Annotated in this window: 19 protein-coding genes; 11 read left to right on the plus strand and 8 right to left on the minus strand. The window is 62.7% G+C overall.

The annotated features are described in order from the left end of the window. Window positions 1-44 precede the first annotated feature (44 nt). Genes Q1B40_RS14930 through Q1B40_RS14955 form a run of 6 tightly spaced genes read left to right on the plus strand, consistent with a single transcriptional unit; the run spans window position 45 to window position 4,151 of the window. Window positions 45-1,655, plus strand: a complete 1,611-nt coding sequence (locus Q1B40_RS14930; protein WP_299816116.1) for a glutamate synthase-related protein — start codon at window positions 45-47, stop codon at window positions 1,653-1,655. A 28-nt stretch (window positions 1,656-1,683) separates the two neighbouring features. Beyond that, a complete protein-coding gene (locus tag Q1B40_RS14935) occupies window positions 1,684-1,917 on the plus strand; it encodes a hypothetical protein (RefSeq protein ID WP_299816118.1) in 234 nt (77 codons plus the stop codon). After that, on the plus strand, window positions 1,917-2,087 hold the full coding sequence (locus Q1B40_RS14940) for a hypothetical protein (RefSeq protein ID WP_299816120.1): 171 nt from the start codon (window positions 1,917-1,919) through the stop codon (window positions 2,085-2,087). The genes Q1B40_RS14935 and Q1B40_RS14940 overlap by 1 nt, the downstream gene beginning before the upstream one ends. Then, entirely contained in the window at window positions 2,084-3,151 is a 1,068-nt protein-coding gene (locus Q1B40_RS14945; RefSeq protein ID WP_299816122.1) for a Rieske 2Fe-2S domain-containing protein, read from the plus strand. The genes Q1B40_RS14940 and Q1B40_RS14945 overlap by 4 nt, the downstream gene beginning before the upstream one ends. Then, window positions 3,148-3,909, plus strand: a complete 762-nt coding sequence (locus Q1B40_RS14950; protein WP_299816124.1) for a hypothetical protein — start codon at window positions 3,148-3,150, stop codon at window positions 3,907-3,909. The genes Q1B40_RS14945 and Q1B40_RS14950 overlap by 4 nt, the downstream gene beginning before the upstream one ends. Further along, the gene (locus tag Q1B40_RS14955; protein ID WP_299816126.1) at window positions 3,906-4,151 is read left to right on the plus strand and encodes a hypothetical protein; all 246 of its coding nucleotides are present in this window, start codon (window positions 3,906-3,908) and stop codon (window positions 4,149-4,151) included. The genes Q1B40_RS14950 and Q1B40_RS14955 overlap by 4 nt, the downstream gene beginning before the upstream one ends. 28 nt (window positions 4,152-4,179) lie before the next feature. Here Q1B40_RS14955 and Q1B40_RS14960 read toward each other — a convergent pair whose 3' ends face one another. The 8 genes from Q1B40_RS14960 to Q1B40_RS14995 form a co-directional block, all read right to left on the minus strand. After that, the gene (locus Q1B40_RS14960) at window positions 4,180-4,974 is read right to left on the minus strand and encodes an alpha/beta hydrolase (protein WP_299816128.1); all 795 of its coding nucleotides are present in this window, start codon (window positions 4,972-4,974) and stop codon (window positions 4,180-4,182) included. After that, entirely contained in the window at window positions 4,971-6,032 is a 1,062-nt protein-coding gene (locus Q1B40_RS14965) for a branched-chain amino acid ABC transporter permease (RefSeq protein WP_299816130.1), read from the minus strand. Before Q1B40_RS14965 ends, Q1B40_RS14960 begins: the two co-directional genes overlap by 4 nt. Before the next feature lie 7 nt (window positions 6,033-6,039). Continuing rightward, window positions 6,040-7,068, minus strand: a complete 1,029-nt coding sequence (locus Q1B40_RS14970; protein ID WP_299816132.1) for a branched-chain amino acid ABC transporter permease — start codon at window positions 7,066-7,068, stop codon at window positions 6,040-6,042. Further along, on the minus strand, window positions 7,065-7,790 hold the full coding sequence (locus Q1B40_RS14975; RefSeq protein ID WP_299816546.1) for an ABC transporter ATP-binding protein: 726 nt from the start codon (window positions 7,788-7,790) through the stop codon (window positions 7,065-7,067). Before Q1B40_RS14975 ends, Q1B40_RS14970 begins: the two co-directional genes overlap by 4 nt. Continuing rightward, entirely contained in the window at window positions 7,790-8,590 is an 801-nt protein-coding gene (locus Q1B40_RS14980) for an ABC transporter ATP-binding protein (protein WP_299816548.1), read from the minus strand. The genes Q1B40_RS14975 and Q1B40_RS14980 overlap by 1 nt, the downstream gene beginning before the upstream one ends. Before the next feature lie 391 nt (window positions 8,591-8,981). After that, window positions 8,982-10,178: a substrate-binding domain-containing protein gene (locus Q1B40_RS14985; protein ID WP_299816134.1), complete on the minus strand. Its 1,197-nt coding sequence runs from the start codon at window positions 10,176-10,178 to the stop codon at window positions 8,982-8,984. Window positions 10,179-10,720: 542 nt separating this feature from the next. Further along, window positions 10,721-11,782 (minus strand): ABC transporter ATP-binding protein, encoded by a 1,062-nt coding sequence (locus tag Q1B40_RS14990; RefSeq protein WP_299816136.1) that lies wholly within the window; start codon window positions 11,780-11,782, stop codon window positions 10,721-10,723. A 25-nt stretch (window positions 11,783-11,807) separates the two neighbouring features. After that, a complete protein-coding gene (locus Q1B40_RS14995) occupies window positions 11,808-12,596 on the minus strand; it encodes an IclR family transcriptional regulator (protein ID WP_299816138.1) in 789 nt (262 codons plus the stop codon). A gap of 118 nt (window positions 12,597-12,714) precedes the next feature. Here Q1B40_RS14995 and Q1B40_RS15000 point away from each other — a divergent pair, with 118 nt between their 5' ends. From Q1B40_RS15000 to Q1B40_RS15020, 5 genes are all read left to right on the plus strand, one after another. Continuing rightward, the gene (locus tag Q1B40_RS15000) at window positions 12,715-13,974 is read left to right on the plus strand and encodes an ABC transporter substrate-binding protein (protein WP_299816140.1); all 1,260 of its coding nucleotides are present in this window, start codon (window positions 12,715-12,717) and stop codon (window positions 13,972-13,974) included. A gap of 89 nt (window positions 13,975-14,063) precedes the next feature. Beyond that, window positions 14,064-14,981: a carbohydrate ABC transporter permease gene (locus Q1B40_RS15005; protein ID WP_299816142.1), complete on the plus strand. Its 918-nt coding sequence runs from the start codon at window positions 14,064-14,066 to the stop codon at window positions 14,979-14,981. Window position 14,982: 1 nt separating this feature from the next. Then, window positions 14,983-15,831 (plus strand): carbohydrate ABC transporter permease, encoded by an 849-nt coding sequence (locus Q1B40_RS15010; protein WP_299816144.1) that lies wholly within the window; start codon window positions 14,983-14,985, stop codon window positions 15,829-15,831. 48 nt (window positions 15,832-15,879) lie between these two features. Beyond that, window positions 15,880-17,961: an alpha-galactosidase gene (locus tag Q1B40_RS15015; protein WP_299816146.1), complete on the plus strand. Its 2,082-nt coding sequence runs from the start codon at window positions 15,880-15,882 to the stop codon at window positions 17,959-17,961. A 52-nt stretch (window positions 17,962-18,013) separates the two neighbouring features. Next, a complete protein-coding gene (locus Q1B40_RS15020) occupies window positions 18,014-18,778 on the plus strand; it encodes an SDR family NAD(P)-dependent oxidoreductase (RefSeq protein ID WP_299816148.1) in 765 nt (254 codons plus the stop codon). Window positions 18,779-18,782 lie beyond the last annotated feature (4 nt).

Genomic DNA, 18,782 nt, shown 5'->3' on the forward strand with positions numbered 1-18,782 from the left:
CACCTTTTTAGCCAGGGCGGAGACGCCGGTAGCCGGAGGAAGACATGAAAAGACAGGTTGTTGCGAAACTGAGCGCCTTGCCGGATCGGGATCCGCAATATGCGCTTGTGGCGAATGTCGACCTTGTCGTCGTGCGCTTCGACGACGAAATTTCCGTGTTCTATGGCCGTTGCCTGCATCGCGGAGCGTTGATGTCAGACGGTTACGTGGACGGCCATAATCTCATTTGCGGCGTGCACTATTGGGACTACCGGTTGGACAGCGGCGTATCCGAATACAACAATTCCGAAGCCCTGCCGAAATTCAACAGCTGGATCGAGGGCGACGACGTTCTGGTGGACGAAGACGAAATCGCCGCCTGGGCCTCGGACAATCCGCAACCTTTCGACCGAGAGCAGTATCTCGGCCTATATGCCGACACCAGCCACGGAACCGAGGAAGAGCCCTATAACGGCCTCATCCGGCAATATGCCCGCGACGGACTGTCCCGAACGGGCCACCACGGCAAGGTCGACGCCATGGGTGTTCCGCGCACTCACCTGCCCGACTGGGACGACATCCAGATCCTGACCGCCCAGTTGCAGCGCTTTCCGCTTCTGGACGAAGACCCGGTCGGCACCGACATCGTCATCGGGCCGAATGCGCAAAAGCCGTTGCGGCTGGACATTCCGCTGATGGTGTCCGACATGAGCTTCGGCGCCCTGTCCGAACCGGCCAAGATCGCCCTTGCGCGCGGAGCGGATCTCGCCGGAACAGGGATCTGCTCCGGCGAAGGCGGCATGCTGCCGGAAGAGCAGGAAGCCAATTCCCGCTATTTCTACGAACTCGCCTCGGCCCGGTTCGGATTTGGCTGGGACAAGCTCTCCAGGGTTCAGGCCTTTCACTTCAAGGGTGGCCAGGGCGCCAAGACGGGCACCGGCGGCCACCTGCCCGGCGCCAAGGTGCAAGGCAAGATCGCCGAAGTGCGCGGTCTGAAGGAAGGCGAGGACGCCATCTCGCCACCGCGCTTTCCCGACTGGACGGACCTCGCGCAGATAAGGGACTTCGCCGACGAGGTGCGCGGCCGCACCGGCGGCATCCCGATCGGCTACAAGCTCTCCGCCCAGCACATTGAAAAGGACATCGACGCGGCGCTGGACGTCGGCGTCGATTACATCATCCTGGACGGCCGGGGCGGCGGCACCGGAGCCGCGCCCATCATCTTCCGCGACAACATCTCCGTGCCGACCATCCCGGCGCTCGCCCGCGCCCGCCGGCATCTTGACAGGCTCGGCCGTTCCGATGTGACGCTGATCATCACCGGCGGCCTGCGCAAACCGGCAGATTTCGTCAAGGCGCTTGCGCTCGGGGCCGATGCGGTCGCCCTGTCCAATTCGGCCATGCAGGCCATCGGCTGCATCGCCATGCGCGCCTGCCACACCAACAACTGCCCGGTCGGCATCGCCACCCAGAAACCGCATCTGGTGAACCGCCTGCAGATCGAAAAATCCGCGCGCCAGCTCACCAATTTCTTTCAGGCGTCGGTGGAACTGATGCAAGTCATGGCCCGCGCCTGCGGCCATTCGCACCTCAACCAGTTCCGTCCGGAGGACCTGACAACCTGGAAACGGGAAATGGCGGATCTCTCCGGCGTCGCTTATGGTGGGGTAACATGAGCGATCGCGCGGTTCGGGGGAGGTCAAGATGCAGACAGCAGCTTTGCTGATCGATATCGGCAGTTATTACCTGATGGCGGGAGGCATTGCCGCCGCCCTGTTTCTGGTGATCGGCCTCGACCGGGTGGAGCCTTCGGCACGCGGCTCCTATGCCTTCCGGCCGCTGCTCATTCCCGGGATCTGCCTGATCTGGCCGCTGGTGCTCTATCGCTGGTACGCGCTTGAAAAACGCGGACCCGAGACCCGGGCGGAGGACAGCTGATGAAACGCGCCCACCGCACCGCCCACGCCCGCATCTGGATGGTGCTCGGCCTCCTCCTGCCGCTCACCTTCTTGGCGATACTCGCTCTCCGCCAGACACCCCCGGTCGACCGGCCCGCCGTTCTGATCGAAGCGCCCGCAGGCGGCACCCCTGCGGAGGCCACGCAATGAGCGTCCAGTACACACCGGTCATCTGGAACAGGAACAAGATCCTCTATGACACCGTCCTGCTGATAGCCGTGGCGCTCTACCTCTATGTCTTCATCCGCATTGCTCCAGCGTTCGAGGACGTCACCAGACCGATTGACGGCGCGATCCTGAGGATGCGCGCCTTCGGCAGTTGCGCCTTCCTGATGCTGACCGTGATCCTGTGCATCGGACCGCTGGCCCGTCTCGACCGCCGCTTTCTGCCGCTGCTGTACAACCGTCGCCACTTCGGCGTCATGACGGCGGGCATTGCTGCGGTTCACGCCAACTATGTGCTCGGCTGGTACTTCAACTTCTCGCCGACCGACAAATATGTTGCGCTGCTGTCCTCCAACACCAGCTACACGCAGCTGCTCGGATTTCCGTTCGAAGCCTTTGGCATCGCCGCACTTCTCATCCTCTTCGTGCTGGCCGCAACCAGCCATGATTTCTGGCTGAGCTTTCTGGGCGCGCCGCTCTGGAAAGCGCTGCATATGTTCATCTACGCGGCCTACGTCTTCATCGTTCTGCATGTCGCCCTCGGAGCCTTGCAGGGGCCGGGTGATCCGATTTTCACCGCCGTCGTCGCAGCAAGCGTGGTTCTGGTCTGCGGCCTTCACTTTGCCACCGGCCGCATGGAAGCCGGACGGGACCGCGGCGAGGAAACCGCCAAAGCGTCGCTGCAGGACGCTGGCTGGGTCGTGGCCGGCGAGGTCGGCGATATCGACGACGACTGCGCCAGGGTCGTGACGCTCGACGAGGGCGAACGCGTCGCGATCTTCAAATACGACGGCAAGCTCTCCGCAGTCACCAATGTCTGCGCCCATCAGAACGGCCCGCTTGGCGAGGGCAAGGTGCTGTGGGGATGCATCACCTGCCCCTGGCACGGCTATCAGTACAATCTCGCCGATGGCCGCGCCCCGGCCCCCTTCACCGAAAAGATCGCGACCTACCGGCTGAAGCTGATCGGCGCGACCATTCTGCTCGACCCGAACGCCCTGCCGCCGGGAACCCATGTAGACCCCATCTTGATTGGAGCGGGCGCATGAGCTGGAAACAGACGAGGGCCGCCCCCTTCTTCGTCGGCTACCTCAATATGGTGCCGAAACCGCTCGTGGTTTTCCTCTGCGTGTTTGCGGTGTGTTTTGTTGGCGGCCTGGGTCTTGCGGCCCTTGCCCTGTCTTCTACGCAAAACGATCCGGGCGATGGCGGCTTTCAGTGGGGCAACCGGTTCGAGCAGACCGGCATCCTGGAGCTTCGGCCCTATCCTGTCTTCCGGGTGCCCGCCGATGGAGACACCCCTGCCCGCACCTACATGCTCGCCGGTCAGGGCAAGCGCGGCGTCTTCGAACAGGCCGAAGCCTACAAGGCAGAAAGCATCAGCCTGCGCGGCGTGCCGGTCAGCCGCGGCGACCTCACCATGATCCAGGTCGGCAAGGTGGAAGCCGCTTCAGAGGACACCACAGGCTTTACACCTTCCGCCCCTGTTCCGCTCGGTCGCTGGAAACTGACCGGAGAGATCTGCGACGGCAAGTGTTACGCCGGCGCCATGCGCCCCGGCCGGGGCCTTGCCCACAAGGCCTGTGCGGATCTCTGTCTCACCGGTGGCATCCCGCCGGTCTTCGTCTCCTCCGGTCCTGTTGAGGGACGCAATTTCTTCCTGATGGCGGACCGTGAAGGCAATCTTCTCGGCGACGAGCTCGATCCTCTGCTGGCGCTCTATATCGAAGTTGAAGGCGAGATCGAGCAGTTGGACGACCTGATGGTCTTCAAGGCGGATCTGGCAACTGCAAGGGTTCTGAAATGAGCAAGCCCCCCATCCAGCGCGCGTGGCGGATCCTCATCATTTCGCTGGTGCTGACAGCGGCATTCGCAGTGCTTGCCTGGTACGTCTGGACCTATGCCAATATCGGCGCGAGGACACTCGCCCCGGGCACTCTGCTCACCGACATGCGGTTTTTCATCGGCCTTCTGGCGGTGTTTGTCGTGCTGTCGATCCTCGACAGGATCATCGGATTCGTGAAGTCGAGGTTTGGTAAAAAGCGCTGAGGTCTGTGTCGCCGGGCGAAAAGTCCGCTCAAGCCTCAAGCAATCCGGCCAGAAGCCGGTTGAAGCGTTCCGGCTCCTCCACGTGAGGAGAATGGCCGGAATTCGCAAATTCATGCAGGTGGAGATCCGGCACGGTCTCTTCATACCAGCGGTGCATGCCCGGACCGTAAAGCTGGCTGTGGAGACCTACGGCCAGATGCAGCGGCACGGGGAAGTCGCGCAGGAAGGCACGGAAATCCTGATCGGTGAGCGAGGCCCACATCGGCTTGAGCAGGGCCGGGTCGCCCCTGGCGATTTCCGACTGCGCGAAGGCCAGAAGGTTCGGATCCGCCGGCCGGTCCGTGGCAAACATCTGCCTGGCGACCTGCTCCGGAAAGACGGCCCATTGAGCAATCATGTTCTCCAGAACCAGCGCATTGACCTCTTTGGTGAGACCGTTTTGCGTGCCGTGCGGCCAGTCCGCTTCGTTGACGATCTTCGGCGATACGTCAATCGCGACAACGCTCGAAATCCGCTCCGCGCCATGACGCTCAAGCAGGGAATAGACCACCAGCGCGCCCATCGACCATCCGCACAGGACGACATCCTTCAGATCGTGTTCGACAAGATAAGCCTGGATCGCATCGGCGGCGGAGTCGATTGTCAGGGGAAGCCGGTCGGCGGTTTTCCCGTGACCCGGCAAGTCCGGAACAATGCAGCGCGCGCGGGATCTGAATGCGTCGGTCTGGGCCTGAAAGAAGTCGCCGGGACAGGCCCAGCCGTGAACCATCACCAGGGGCCGGCCGGTTCCCTCGTCGCGTATGTGAAGTGTTTGATCGCTCACGCGCGTCCCGCCCGAAGCCGTCCGACAATGCCGGAGGGAAAGAAGTAAACCGACAAGATAAACAGCACTCCCAGCCAGAGCAGCCAGCGTTCCGGTGCGACAAGCGTCGAAAACAGCGGAACCGCGCTGCTGGCATCCGCCGCCACACCCATCAGCGTCTGCAGATAGGTCTGTGCCAGAATGAACAGGGTTGCCCCCAGAACCGCCCCGTAGAGCGTTCCCATTCCCCCTATCACGACCATCAGCAGAATGTCGATCATGATCTCCATGGAGAGGGTCGTCGCCGGGCCGGTATAACGCAGCCAGATGGCCAGCAGCGAACCGGCCAGCGCCGCCATCACGGCGGACAATATGGTCGCCGTCGTCCGGTACCACACCACCCGGTAGCCGATGGCCTCCGCCCGGAAGGCATTGTCGCGCACCGCCTTCAGCGTCCGCCCGAAGGGCGAATTGACGATCCTCAGCATAACCAGGAACAGGATCGCCGACACGAAGAACACCAGATAATAGGCCAGCAGCTTGCCGTTGATGCGCACGCCGAGGATTTTCTCGTCGATGAGCTTGAAGGCGGGTGTCAGCTCGCGCGGGATCTTGTAATTGAGCCCGTCCTCGCCGCCGGTCAGCCAGGACATCTGCGAGACGAACACCGCGAAGGCGCTCGCCACCGCCAGCGTCACCATGGCGAAGAAGATCGCCTTCACACGCAGCGAGAACAGGCCGATTGCCAAGGCGAAGACGGCCGCCACCACGGCGCCCGCCGCCGTCCCCCAGATCAGCGACCCGTAGCCCGGTCCTGTCGTGGACAGCGCCAGCGCGGTGCCATAGGCGCCGATGCCGAAGAACATCGTATGGGCGAAGGAGACAATGCCCGCATAGCCGAGCAGCAGATCGTAGCTCGCCACCAGCACGATGAAGATGCAGATCCGAGCCGCCGTTTCCAGCGACCTTGTGCCGGGAAACAGGAACGGCGCGAAGGCCAGCGAGATCAGCACGATCAAAAGCAGCGCGGTCAAAAGCCCGCTGCGCGGCGTGTCGCCGGAAAGAAGCCTGGTCAGCATGGGTCCCTCACTTCGCCTTCACCACCGGATAGAGCCCTTGCGGCCGCCACATCAGGATCACCACCATCAGCGCGATCGTCGAGATCAGCGCCACTTTCGGAGCAAGAAAGGCCGTGTAATTGGCCAGCAGCCCGACCAGCATCGCGCCGATGAAACAACCCTCGACGGACCCGAGCCCGCCGATGATCACCACGATGAACACCAGCACCATGATTTCCGAGCCCATATGCGCGGTGATCGTCTCCTGGTAGAGCCCCCACATGACACCGCCGAGACCGGCAAGCGCTGAGCCGGTCATGAAGACGATCAGGAACAGGCGGCGGATGCGGTAGCCCAGCGCCTCGACCATCTCGCCATTTTCAACACCGGCCCGCACCAGAAGGCCGATCTTGGTTTTCTTGAGGATATGACGCATGGCCAGAAACAGGGCCAGGCCGATGGCGACCGCCACCAGCCGGTATTTCTCGATTGCCGCCTCGCCGATCACGAAGGACCCCTGCAGGGCTTGCGGGCGCGAAATATGCAGCTCGTCCGGCCCCCAGACCACATAGATCATCTGCTGCGCGACGATCAGCCCGCCCATGGTGACGAGGATCTGCTTCAGATGTTCGCCATAGACCGGCATGACGATCACCCGCTCGAACGCCAGTCCGAGCAGACCGGTGATCAGCATCGCCGCCAGAATGGCGATCAGCACGGCGGCAAGGTTGAGCATCACGCTCGGCGAAGCGGTCCAGCCCGCCAGCCAGGCCAGCACCGTGAAGCCGACGAATGCGCCGACGGCCACAAAAGCCCCGTGCCCGAAGTTGATCACGTCCATCAGGCCGAAGACCACCGTCAGGCCGGAGGCCATGATGAAGATCATCATTCCCATCGCCAGCCCGGCGACCGTCAGCGTCAGCCAGCTCGATGGATTGCCGATGGCGGCGAGACCGGTCAGGGCGAGTACCGGCACGAGGAACACCGGCAGTTTCTGAAAGAGCTTTTCCTTCAGCGGGATCTTTTCGATCCGCGGTTTGACGGCCGTATTGCTCATTGATGCGCCTCCAGGCTCAGCCCCATCAGTTTTTCCTGCAGGGCGGCGTCTCCTGCCAGCTCCTTCATGGAACCCGAATGGATGATGCGCCCGTCGTCCATCACGGCGACCGTGTCGCCGATGCCGGACGCCATGGCGAAATTCTGTTCCACCAGCAGGATAGTGGTGTCGGTTTCCTTCAACTCCCTGAGCGCATCGGTCATCGCCTTGATGATCGCCGGGGCCAGCCCCTTGGTCGGCTCGTCGATCAGGATCAGCCGGCGCGGTTCGATGATCGCCCGGGCCACCGACAGCATCTGCTTCTGCCCGCCCGAAAGCGTCCCGGCGGAGGAATTCCAGAAGGTGCCGATGGGCGGGAACAGCTCCTTGATCCATTCCAGGCGTTTGGCGTCCAGCGGCCCGGAGGCCGCCGCAAGGATCATGTTTTCCGCCACGGTCAGATCGGTGAAGATGCCCATGTCTTCCGGCACCAGGGCAATGCCGCGCCGGGAGATCTCGGGGGTGGCAAGCCGGGTGATGAGATGATCGTCGAAACGGATATCGCCCTTGCTGGCGTTCCACAGCCCCATGATGGTGCGCAAGGTGGTGGTCTTGCCGGCACCGTTGCGCCCCAGAAGCACCGTCACGCCGCCTTCCGGCACGACAAGGTCGACCCCCTGGAGGATGTGATAGGGCCCGATATGGGTGTGAACTCCGGAAAGCGTCAGAAGAGCCTCCGCCATCATGCCACCTCCGGTGCTGCGGCTGTTTCAGACGTATCCGGCGCCTTGCCGAGATAGGCTTCCTGCACCACCGGCAGCGCGATCACGTCAGCCGGTTCGCCATCGGCAACCAGCGCGCCGTTGTGCAGAACGATGATCCTGTCTGCCAGCGAGCGGATCACGTCCATCTTGTGCTCGACCAGCAGGATCGTCCGGTCCATATCGCTCTTCAGCTTGCGGATGAGATCGAGAATGACCGGGACCTCGTCGACGCTCATGCCTGCCGTCGGCTCATCGAACATCAGCACCTGCGAGCCGAGTGCGATCAGCAGGGCCACTTCCAGCTTGCGCTGGTCGCCATGGGGCAGTGCTGCGACCGTCTGCTCCGCCTTGTCGATCAGCCGCACTTCCGCCAGCACATGATCGGCCCGCTCCAGCAACTCCACATGGCTTTCGGCGACCGAAAACAGATCGAACCCCTTGCGCGCCTTCGCCTGGGCCACGAGACGCACGTTCTCGCGCACGCTCAATGTCGGGAACAGATTGGTGAGCTGAAAGGCCCGGCCGATGCCCCTGTCCGTGCGTTCGGGAACGGACATCCTGGTGATCGCCTCGCCATTCAGCAGCACCGCGCCGGAGGTGGCGCTCAACTGGCCGGAGATCAGGTTGAAATAAGTGGTCTTCCCGGCGCCGTTCGGCCCGACGATGGCCGTCAGGCTGCCCCGTTCGAAAGACGCGGACACGCCATCGACCGCCACATGCCCGCCGAAGCGGATCGTGAGGTCCTGCGTTTCCAGAATGGGATGTTCCTTGGCCACGATAGGCTTTCCGGGTTTGAGAAGAGCGAAACAGCGGGTGCCCGGCCGATTTCAGCATTGCACGGCCGGTCGATCAAGTTGCCTGCGGCCGAGACCCCTGAACCAGCAATTTCCAGAGAGCAGGCGGATTGAAGCCGCGCTGTCCGAACCGATCCCGCCCTGGACTGCAGCTGCCTTGCAAGTGATTGGCCGGCTCTGCGTGTTATCACTCCGGCCTCACCTTCGTCCGTCATGCCATGGCTTGACCATGGCATCCATGCCGATACAGCGCCACGAACTCACGCCCGTTGATGTGCAATGTACCGGCATGGATTGCAGGATCAGGTCCTGCAATGACGGGGCAGGTTGAGGCTTCCCGCAAGCCTCTGGCCAGTTACGGTCGCCTGCCCCGAACTCAGTTGCGGATCGGAATATCCATGTCCTCGATCTTCAGTTCGCGCACCAGTTCCGGAATGCCCCATTCGACGTCCGGATCGACGCGGATCTTGAAGTGATACATGGACTGCAGCGCCTGATGGTCTTCGGCGCGGAACATCATCTTGCCCTTGGGGCTGTCGAATTCCATGCCTTCCATCGCCGCGATCAGGTCTTCCGTGTCCGTCGACCCGGCCTTGCGGATCGCTTCCACGATGGCGATGCCCGCAGTCATGCCGCCGGCGGTGAAGAAATCAGGCGGCGCGTCAAACCGTTTCTGATGTTCGGACACCAGCCAGTCGTTCACCGGGTTCTTCGGGATCTCGTAGTAATAATAGGTCGCACCTTCCATGCCGGGCAGGTCCTTGTAGGCTTTCATGGCCGCCAGGATGTTGCCGCCGGTGGCGATCTCCACACCGAAACGTTCCGGCTCCATCGCCTTGATCTTGCTGATCGGATTGCCGCCGCCGGCCCAGATCACGAACAGGAACTTGCGGCCCGGTTCGTCCTTCAGCGCATCGAAGATACGCTGCGCGTTGGCGGTGAAATCCTTGGTGTCCGTCGGTGCGTATTCCTCGAACACGAGCTTGGCACCGGTGCCTTCCAGCGCCTCGCGGAAAGCAGCAACGCCGTCCCGTCCGAAGGCGTAATCCTGCGCAAGAGTTGCGATCGACACGCCTTCCTGACCGAGCGCCACCGCATTGGAAATGGCGTCCTGGGAGGAATTGCGCGAAGTCCGGAAGACATAGCGGTTCCAGTTCTCGCCGGTGATGCTGTCGGCCACCGCCGGCTCCACGATCAGCAGCTTCTCGTATTCCTCGGCAACCGGCAGCATGGCCAGCGCCACGCCGGAGGACACCGGCCCGACGGCGATATCGACCTCGTCGTCGCCATAGGCCTCGGCCAGTACGGCCTTGCCGATATCCGGCTTCAGCTGCGTGTCCTTTTCGATGACCACGATCTTGCGGCCGTCCACTTCCATCGTCCCGTCGGTGGCATATTCCAGCCCCATCATCAGCCCGGTATGCGACTGCTTGGCATAAGCCTCCAGCGCGCCGGTCTGGCCGTAAACATGGGCGATCTTGATATCTTCAGCCAGCGCACCTGCAGCGCCTGCGGCCGTCAGGCCAACGGCAGCCATCAACGGCAATGCCTGGCGTATAACGCATTTAATCATGAATTTTCCTCCCGATGGGCGCGAGACCCGGCCAACAGTATCAGGCTACTCCCACAGCCTGACAAGGGCCGCCACATCGTCCGGCGCCGAGCCATATATGAAACCTGAATCAGTATTCATGTCAAGACGAGATACGGATCAGCCAAGCCGGGGTTTTCGACTGTACCGGTCGATCCAGACAGTGGGCGGGACCTAGCACGCAGGCTTCTCCGCACGGTGCGTGCACGCGGACAACGCCATGAACGCGTCTCTTCAGCACCTTCAGAGACAACACCCTCTCCCGACGCATTTCGCTCTTTCCACAGCGCCGTTGGCATTTCCTACCTCTCCACCCCCCCCGGTCATTCCGGACAAGTGCAGCAAATGCTGCACGCCGATCCGAAATCCAGCGCATCAGCGTGAGCGGAGCGAACTCATTCTGTAGAAAAGGCCGCGCCTGTGGCGCGAAATATGTCTAGATTCCGGATCAGCGTTCGGCTGCGCCTCACTTGTCCGGAATGACGGGCACGACGGATAGTTTCAGGCCAGTGCGAAGGGCAGCCTCACCGCAACCGCCCCTCCGTCTCCGCATCGAAATACAACGCCGCCGCCGGATCGAAGCTGACGGCAACCGTGCCCTCGGACACCGGTGCCTCCTCCCCCTTCGTCTCGACGATCACCCGCTCCCCTGTCGGGCAGACGAGATATGAATAGGCGACACCGCCGAGTTGTTCGCAGAGATCAACGCGAGCGCCATCTGCGGCCGGGGTGATGTCGAGGTGCTGGGGGCGGAGTCCGACGAGGACTTTCTTGCCAGCGGCAGGCAAGGCGACGGAGACCGGGACGGTGACGCCACCGAAGGCGGCGACGGTGACCGTGCCATCACCCGCGACACCCTCGACGAAATTCATGCTCGGCGAGCCGATGAAGCCGGCGACGAAGCGGTTGTCCGGGTCGGAATAGAGCTGCATCGGCGTGCCGACCTGCTCGATACGGCCGCTGCGCAGCACGACAATCTTGTCCGCCAGCGTCATCGCCTCGACCTGATCGTGGGTGACGTAGATCATCGTCGCGCCGATTTCCTTGTGCAGGCGGGCGATCTCCACGCGCATGTCGACGCGCAGTTCCGCATCGAGGTTCGACAGCGGTTCGTCGAAGAGGAACACGTCCGGCCCGCGCACAATGGCGCGGCCGATGGCGACGCGCTGGCGCTGGCCGCCCGAGAGCGCCTTCGGCTTGCGCTTCAGATAAGGGTCGAGTTTCAGGATGCGGCTGGCCTCGGCCACCTTGGCGGCGATCTCCGCTTTCGGATGACCATTCATCTTCAGGCCGAAGCCCATGTTTTCTTCCACGCTCATATGCGGGTAGAGCGCATAGGTCTGGAACACCATGGCGATGCCCCGCTCGGCCGGGTCCATCCGGGTTACATCGCGGCCGCCAATGTCGATGGTTCCCGAGGTGGTTTCCTCAAGCCCGGCGATCATGCGCAGCAGCGTCGACTTTCCGCAGCCCGACGGCCCGACGAAGACGCAGAACTCGCCGTCGTCGATCTGAAGATCGACACCGTGCACGACCTGCATGTCGCCGTATTTCTTGACCGCTTTGTTCAGTGTGACGCCGGACATGAATTTCAATCTCCCTGGGAAATGTTCAGGCGGGGAACTGCCAGTCTTCGACAGCTTTCGCTATGTGGGACGCGGTGTCGAGAAGCGCCGGGCGCATCTCCATCAGCGCGTCCAGGCTTTTCCGCCGTGTGGTCGTTGTAACGGACAGCGCACCGACCGGCCGGCCGCCGGCCGACAGGATGGGCGCCGCGATGCAGATGATGCCGGGCTCATGCTCTTCCCGGTCGAAGGCCACCCCGGCCTGGCGGATTTCCTGAAGCTCCGCCCGCAGCTCCGCCTCCGTGGTCAGCGTCCCCGGCGTGTAGCGATAGAAGGACTGCTTCTGGATGACCTGCTCCAGCGCCGCCGGATCGAGAAAGGCCATCAGGGCCTTGCCGACGCCGGTGCAATAGGCGGGCCCGACCTTGCCGGCCTGCGAATACATGTCGATGGGGCTGCTGGCGTTGCGCTTGTCCACATAGAGCACCTGCCCGCTGTCCAACTGCGCCAGGTGAACGGTTTCACCGGCCAGTTCGGCAAGCGCGTTGACGAACGGCCGCGCAATCGGGGCGATCGAACTCTGCCGCCAGGCGGCATGCGCCAGCCGCACGAGACGAATGCCCAGTGTGTAGGTCTGATGGCGGTCGTCATAGGCCAGCATGCCCTGGCTCACCAGGGTCTGAAGCAGGCGGTAAAGCGTTGCCTTGGGATGGGTGCTGCCTGACAGAAGCTCGGAAAACCGGACCGGCCGTCCGACATCCGCAACCTTGTCGAGCACTTCCAGCGCCTTTCCGACCGTTCCGTCGCCGCTTCCCGGGACTGCCTGCTTGTTCACGAATTCCTCCATCCGTCCGTTTCTTTGCGCCGGACCGGTTGACAACCTAACCCGGCCAAAGCAAAGTATCAATATACAAAACCAAGTTTCAAATAATGGAACCTATAGGGAGGACACCATGCGTTCCATAATGAAGACGTCTGCTGCTGCGATTGCCATTCTGGCAGCGACACTTGGCGGAGCCTCCGCCGACGGTCTGACGGGCAACCTGAAAATCTTCCTCGACACATCGAACCCGGCGCCGCGCGCCACGATGGAAGAAATGATTGCCCAGTTCGGCGAAAAGAACCCGGATCTGACCATCGAAACGACGGTGATCGACCGGGAAGCCTACAAGACCCAGATCCGCAACTTCCTGACCGCCAATGCGCCGGACGTGGCCACCTGGTACGCGGCCAACCGCATGCGTCCCTATGTGGAAGCGGGCCTCTTCGAGGATGTGTCCGACCTGTGGGCGGAACCGGAAATCGCCGACAACCTGGCCTCGACCAAGGGTGCGCTGACCATCGACGGCAAGCAGTGGGGCGTGCCCTATACCTACTATCAGTGGGGCGTCTACTACCGGAAGGACATCTTCGACGAGTTGGGCCTGAGCGAACCGGCAACCTGGGAAGAGGAAAAGGCCAACTGCCAGAAGATCATCGATGCCGGCAAGAAGTGTTACACCATCGGCACCAAGTTCCTCTGGACCGCTGGCGGCTGGTTCGACTACCTCAACATGCGCACCAACGGCTTCGACTTCCACATGGACCTGCTCACGGGCAAGGCCTCCTGGCAGTCCGACGAAGTCCGCAAGACTTTCGCCAACTGGCGTGAGCTCATCGACATGGGCGCCTTCATCGACAACCACCAGACCTACAGCTGGCAGGAAGCCCTGCCGTTCATGGTCAAGGGCGATGCCGCCGCTTACCTGATGGGCAACTTCGCCGTCGCGCCTCTGCGTGACGCGGGCCTCACCGACGACCAGATCGATTTCTACCAGTTCGTCGAAATCACGCCGGGCGTCGAAAAGGCGGAAGACGCGCCGACCGACACGTTCCACATTCCGGCGAACGCCGAGAACAAGGAAAACGCCCGCGAATTCCTGAAGTTCGTGGTGTCGCCGGACGTCCAGACCCAGATCAACGACGGCAAGCATCTCGGCCAGTTGCCGGTGAACGCCAAGTCCTCGGTGGACAACGACAAGTTCCTCGTCGAGGGCTTCGAAATGCTGTCCACGAATTCCCCGGGCGGCGTCGCCCAGTTCTTCGACCGCGACGCACCGGCTGAAATGGCAAAGGTCGCCATGGAAGGCTTGCAGGAATTCATGGTCAAGCCGGACAACCTGGACAAGATCCTGGCTCGCCTCGATCGCGCCCGCGAGCGCATCTACAAATAGGCTCCGCCTGACCCGGAACAGGACAGGGTGCCACGGCACCCTGTCCCGCTTTTCGAAGCCTTTGCCCGTTCCTCACGAAGAGCCCCAACATGGCCCAAGCGTCCGTCGCCGCATCGCGGCAGAATTCCTGGTGGCACCGTAACCAGCAGCAACTCACCCCGTGGCTGTTCCTGGCCCCCGGAATCCTGTTTTTCCTGTTTTACGTGATCTTTCCGATCTTCCAGTCCTTCAACCTGTCGCTTTTCGAATGGGACGGACTGGGCGAGGCGGAATATGTCGGGCTCTACAACTACGAAGAACTCTACTGGGACGAGGCCTTCTACACCTCGCTGAAGAACAACGTCATCTGGCTGGTTCTGTATCTGGCCGCCATTCCGGCAGGTCTTTTCATCGCGCTGTTCCTGAACCAGACCGTGACCGGCATCCGGCTCTACAAGTCGCTCTTCTTTTTTCCCTTCGTGATCTCACAGGTCGTTGTCGGCCTGGTGTTCACCTGGTTCTACGACCCGACGTTCGGCCTTCTCAACGTGATGCTGGGCGCGGTCGGTCTGCCGCCGATGAACGTGCTTGGCGACGAGAACTGGGTCACGGTCGGCATCATTGTCGCCGGCCTGTGGCCGCAGACCGCCTATTGCATGATCCTCTATCTCACCGGTCTCAACGCCGTCGACCCCGAGCAGATCGAAGCCGGACGTCTAGACGGCGCCAAGGGCTGGCGCATGCTCTGGTACATCATCGTGCCACAGCTCCGCCCCGCGACCTTCATCGCCTTCGTGGTCACCATCATCGGTGCGCTGCGCTCCTTCGACCTGATTTCCGTCATGACCAACGGCGGCCCCTTCGGCTCCAGCCGGGTTCTCAGCTTCTACATGTTCGAGGTGGCGCTGTCCGAATACGGCTTCCGCATGGGCTACGGCGCGGCCATCGCCGTGGTGCTGTTCATGATCATGCTGACCTTCATCGCCTATTTCCTCTGGACGATGTACAAGGAAGAAAGGGCGCGTTGAGATGTTTCCCACACCGATTGCACGCACCTCGCGCACCTGGCAGATCAGCTATCAGGCCCTGCTGCCGCTGGCCATGATCCTCTGGCTGCTGCCGCTGATCGCCGTGGCGATCTTCTCCGTCAAACCGGACATCGATTTCGCCAACGCCAACTACTGGGGCTGGCCGACCTCCTTCGAAGGCTTCACCAATTACGCGCTGGTGTTCACCGGCTCGGACATGCCGCAATATCTTTTGAACTCGTTCAAGATCACCATTCCCACGGTGATCGGCGCGGTGACGCTTTCGTGCATGACCGGCTTCGCCCTCGGCGTTTACAAGTTCAAGGCCAACATCTGGATCTTCTTCATGTTCGTGGCCGGCAACTTCGTGCCGTTCCAGATCCTGATGGTGCCCGTGCGCGACCTCACCCTGCAGATGGGCCTCTACAACACCATCACCGGTCTGGTCCTGTTCCACATCGCCTTCCAGACAGGTTTCTGCACGCTGTTCATGCGCAACTTCATCCGCGCGCTGCCTTTCGAGCTGATCGAGGCCGCCCGGGTGGAAGGCGTCGCCGAATGGCGGATCTTCTGGTATGTGGTCCTGCCGCTGATGAAACCGGCCATCGCCGCGCTTTCCGTCCTGATCTTCACCTTCATCTGGAACGACTATTTCTGGGCCGTGGTGCTGACCCAGGGCGTCGAGAGCCAGCCGGTCACGGCGGGCATCACCTCCTTCAACGCCCAGTACCGCGCCGCCTACCACCTGATGAGCGCCGGCTCCATCGTCGCCGCCCTGCCGCCGGTCGCCATGTTCTTCCTGATGCAGCGCCACTTCATCGCCGGCCTGACGCTCGGAGCCGTCAAATGAGCCGCCCATTTCGCCAACAGACGACGCAGGGCGCGGGGAGCGTGAGAAATGCAGGCCACTAGGACCTGGCACCTGAGCGACACCCGCCAGAGCCTGGTTCTCGCAAGTTTCGAGGACCGCCTGCCGGAGGTCGTCTACTGGGGGCCGCCCCTGCCGGAAAGCGAGCATATCGAGACCCTGGCCGCAGCCTCGATCATGGACGTCACCGGCGGCATGATCGACGCGAACGCTCCCATAAGCCTCAACCCGGAAGCCTCCCGCACCTTCCCCGGCCAGACGGGCCTGACCGCCCGCGACGCCGCCGGACAGCCGCTGGCACCGTCCTTCCGTTTCGAAAGCGAGACGACGTCGGAGCACGGACACACGCTTGTCTTCACCGACAGCAACCTTGGCCTCAGCCTGAGTTTCGATCTGGCACTGACGCCGGAGACCTCGCTCCTGAAGCTTCAGACACGGCTCGACAGCGCCGACGAAATCCAGGTGGACTGGCTGGCGGCACCGGTCCTGCCCGCGCCCGCCCATCTGGACGAGATGATCGAGTTTTCCGGCCGCTGGTGCGCCGAGTTCCTGACCCGCCGCCTGCCCTTCGCGCCGGGCGCGCGCCTGCGTGACAACCGCACCGGCCGGACGGACCACGCGCATTTTCCCGGGCTGATCGTCTGCGGCGTAGAGACCGGCAACACCCGGGGCGAGGCCTATGCCTTTCACTACGGCTGGTCCGGCGGGCACAGGATGGTGGCCGAGGAACTCGCCGACGGGCGGCGGCAGATCCAGTTCGGCCACGCCTCCGCCAGCATGGCCAGGGGGCGGAGCTTTCAGACCGCTCCTCTCTATGCCGCCTATTCCCCGGTGGGCCTCAACGGCGCGGCGGTTCTCTTCCAGCGGCACGTTCGTGACAACATCGTCAAGGGCGCCCGCACTCCGCGCCCGGTGCATTATAACTGCTGGGAAGCGGTCTATTTCGACCACAAGCTCGACGAACTCAAGGCCATCGCCTCCCGGGCGGCGGATCTGGGAGCCGAGCGCTTCGTCCTCGACGACGGCTGGTTCGGCAGGCGCGACGACGACACCTCGTCTCTGGGCGACTGGGTCATCGACCGGCGCAAATACACGGACGGCCTGACCCCGCTGATCGACCACGTCAAAGCGCTCGGCCTGGAGTTCGGCATCTGGTTCGAACCGGAAATGATCAACGAGGACAGCGACCTCTACCGCGCCCATCCCGACTGGGTGCTGGGACCTGCCGACCAGACCCGCGGCCGCCAGCAGCTTGTGCTCGACATGGCGCGCGAAGATGTCCGCGACTGTCTCCATGACCGGATTGCCGACATCCTGGCGAACAACGACATCGGCTACATCAAGTGGGACCACAACAGGGTGCTCCCGCTAGTCGACGCCGCCCAGACGGACGGTGTTTACGCGCTGCTCGACCGGCTCCGCGCCGGATTTCCGAATGTCGAGATCGAAAGCTGCTCGTCCGGCGGCGGGCGGATCGATTTCGGCATTCTGGAGCGTACCCAGCGCGTCTGGCTTTCCGACAGCAACGACGCGCTGGAGCGCCAGCGCATCCAGCATGACGCGGCTCTGTTCCTGCCGGCCTCCGTTACCGGCTCCCATGTCGGTCCGCGCCACTGCCATACCTCCGGACGGGTGCTCGATATCGGCATCCGCGCCTGGACGGCGGCCCAGCGGCACATGGGTTTCGAGATGGATCCGCGCGAACTGACGGAGGATGAAGCAGCCACATTGCGCCAGGTGACAAGCTGGTGGAAGGCCAACCGCGACTGGATGATGCGGGCGGACATCCTGCGCCTGGACAGCTCCGATCCCGCCGTGATCGCTGAACAGCAGCTTTCGGAAGACGGCGGCCGCTTCGCGGTTTTCGCGGCGCAGACCCGCACCTCCGACCAGATCCTGCCGCATCCGCTTCGCCTCACCGGCCTGAACCCGGAGACGACATACAGGATTACCCTGACCAATCGGGACGATGCTTCGCGCTTGTCACGCGGCGCGCCACTGCTTAAGCAAACAGATCTTGATGCCAGCGGACAATATCTCATGTCCCACGGCCTGACACTCCCCTGGCGGTTCCCGCAGACGATCTGGGTGCTGGAAGGAAGGCGGCTCTGAGCCGTCTCCAGGCACCCGGTTCAAGCCGCAAGACTGAACGAAGGAAACTCAAATGTACGCCAACTTTCCGGATCTCAAGGATGCATCGGTCTTCATCACCGGCGGCGGGTCCGGCATCGGCGCGGCGCTCACCGACGGTTTCCTCGCCCAGGGTGCCAAGGTCGCTTTCGTCCAGCGCTCGGATGCGTCCGCCTTCTGCGACGAGATGCAGGAAAAACACGGACGGCGCCCCCTCTTTCTGCCCTGCGACATCACGGATATTGCCGCGCTGAAACGTGCGATGACAGAAGCGGCGGAAGCCCAGGGCGCCATCACCGTGCTGGTCAACAACGCCGCCAACGACAAACGCCACAAGACCGAAGAGGTCGATGAGGCGTTCTGGGACTGGTCCCAGGCCATCAACCTGAAATCCTATTTCTTCGCCTGCCAGCAGGTGATCGCCGGCATGCGCGCCGCCGGAGGGGGCTCGATCGTCAACTTCTCCTCGATTTCCTACATGATGGGAGGGGACGGTTTCCCGTGCTACACGACGGCAAATTCCGGCATCAACGGCATGACCCGCAGCCTGGCGCGCGAATTCGGACCGGACAACATCCGCGTCAACGCCATGGCCCCGGGCTGGGTGCTGACCCAAAAGCAAAAGGACCTCTGGGTAACGCCCGAAGGGTTGGCGGCCCATATCGACCGCCAGTGCCTCAAGGTGGAGCTTGTGCCCGAAGACATGGTGGACCCGGTGCTGTTCCTCGCCTCCCGCGCCAGCAAGGCGATGACCGGCCAGGCCCTCGTGGTCGATGGCGGAGTTGTGGTGACCGGATGACACC

It is taken from the genome of uncultured Roseibium sp. (assembly GCF_947496995.1).
In the GTDB taxonomy this organism is placed as follows: domain Bacteria; phylum Pseudomonadota; class Alphaproteobacteria; order Rhizobiales; family Stappiaceae; genus Roseibium.

Bases quoted from the DNA above. Each gene is read 5' to 3' on its own strand.
- Q1B40_RS14930 (WP_299816116.1), top strand. From the start codon at position 45: ATGAAAAGACAGGTTGTTGCGAAACTGAGCGCCTTGCCGGATCGGGAT.
- Q1B40_RS14935 (WP_299816118.1), top strand. From the start codon at position 1,684: ATGCAGACAGCAGCTTTGCTGATCGATATCGGCAGTTATTACCTGATG.
- Q1B40_RS14940 (WP_299816120.1), top strand. From the start codon at position 1,917: ATGAAACGCGCCCACCGCACCGCCCACGCCCGCATCTGGATGGTGCTC.
- Q1B40_RS14945 (WP_299816122.1), top strand. From the start codon at position 2,084: ATGAGCGTCCAGTACACACCGGTCATCTGGAACAGGAACAAGATCCTC.
- Q1B40_RS14950 (WP_299816124.1), top strand. From the start codon at position 3,148: ATGAGCTGGAAACAGACGAGGGCCGCCCCCTTCTTCGTCGGCTACCTC.
- Q1B40_RS14955 (WP_299816126.1), top strand. From the start codon at position 3,906: ATGAGCAAGCCCCCCATCCAGCGCGCGTGGCGGATCCTCATCATTTCG.
- Q1B40_RS14965 (WP_299816130.1), bottom strand. From the start codon at position 6,032: ATGCTGACCAGGCTTCTTTCCGGCGACACGCCGCGCAGCGGGCTTTTG.
- Q1B40_RS14970 (WP_299816132.1), bottom strand. From the start codon at position 7,068: ATGAGCAATACGGCCGTCAAACCGCGGATCGAAAAGATCCCGCTGAAG.
- Q1B40_RS14975 (WP_299816546.1), bottom strand. From the start codon at position 7,790: ATGGCGGAGGCTCTTCTGACGCTTTCCGGAGTTCACACCCATATCGGG.
- Q1B40_RS14985 (WP_299816134.1), bottom strand. From the start codon at position 10,178: ATGATTAAATGCGTTATACGCCAGGCATTGCCGTTGATGGCTGCCGTT.
- Q1B40_RS14990 (WP_299816136.1), bottom strand. From the start codon at position 11,782: ATGTCCGGCGTCACACTGAACAAAGCGGTCAAGAAATACGGCGACATG.
- Q1B40_RS15000 (WP_299816140.1), top strand. From the start codon at position 12,715: ATGCGTTCCATAATGAAGACGTCTGCTGCTGCGATTGCCATTCTGGCA.
- Q1B40_RS15005 (WP_299816142.1), top strand. From the start codon at position 14,064: ATGGCCCAAGCGTCCGTCGCCGCATCGCGGCAGAATTCCTGGTGGCAC.
- Q1B40_RS15010 (WP_299816144.1), top strand. From the start codon at position 14,983: ATGTTTCCCACACCGATTGCACGCACCTCGCGCACCTGGCAGATCAGC.
- Q1B40_RS15015 (WP_299816146.1), top strand. From the start codon at position 15,880: ATGCAGGCCACTAGGACCTGGCACCTGAGCGACACCCGCCAGAGCCTG.
- Q1B40_RS15020 (WP_299816148.1), top strand. From the start codon at position 18,014: ATGTACGCCAACTTTCCGGATCTCAAGGATGCATCGGTCTTCATCACC.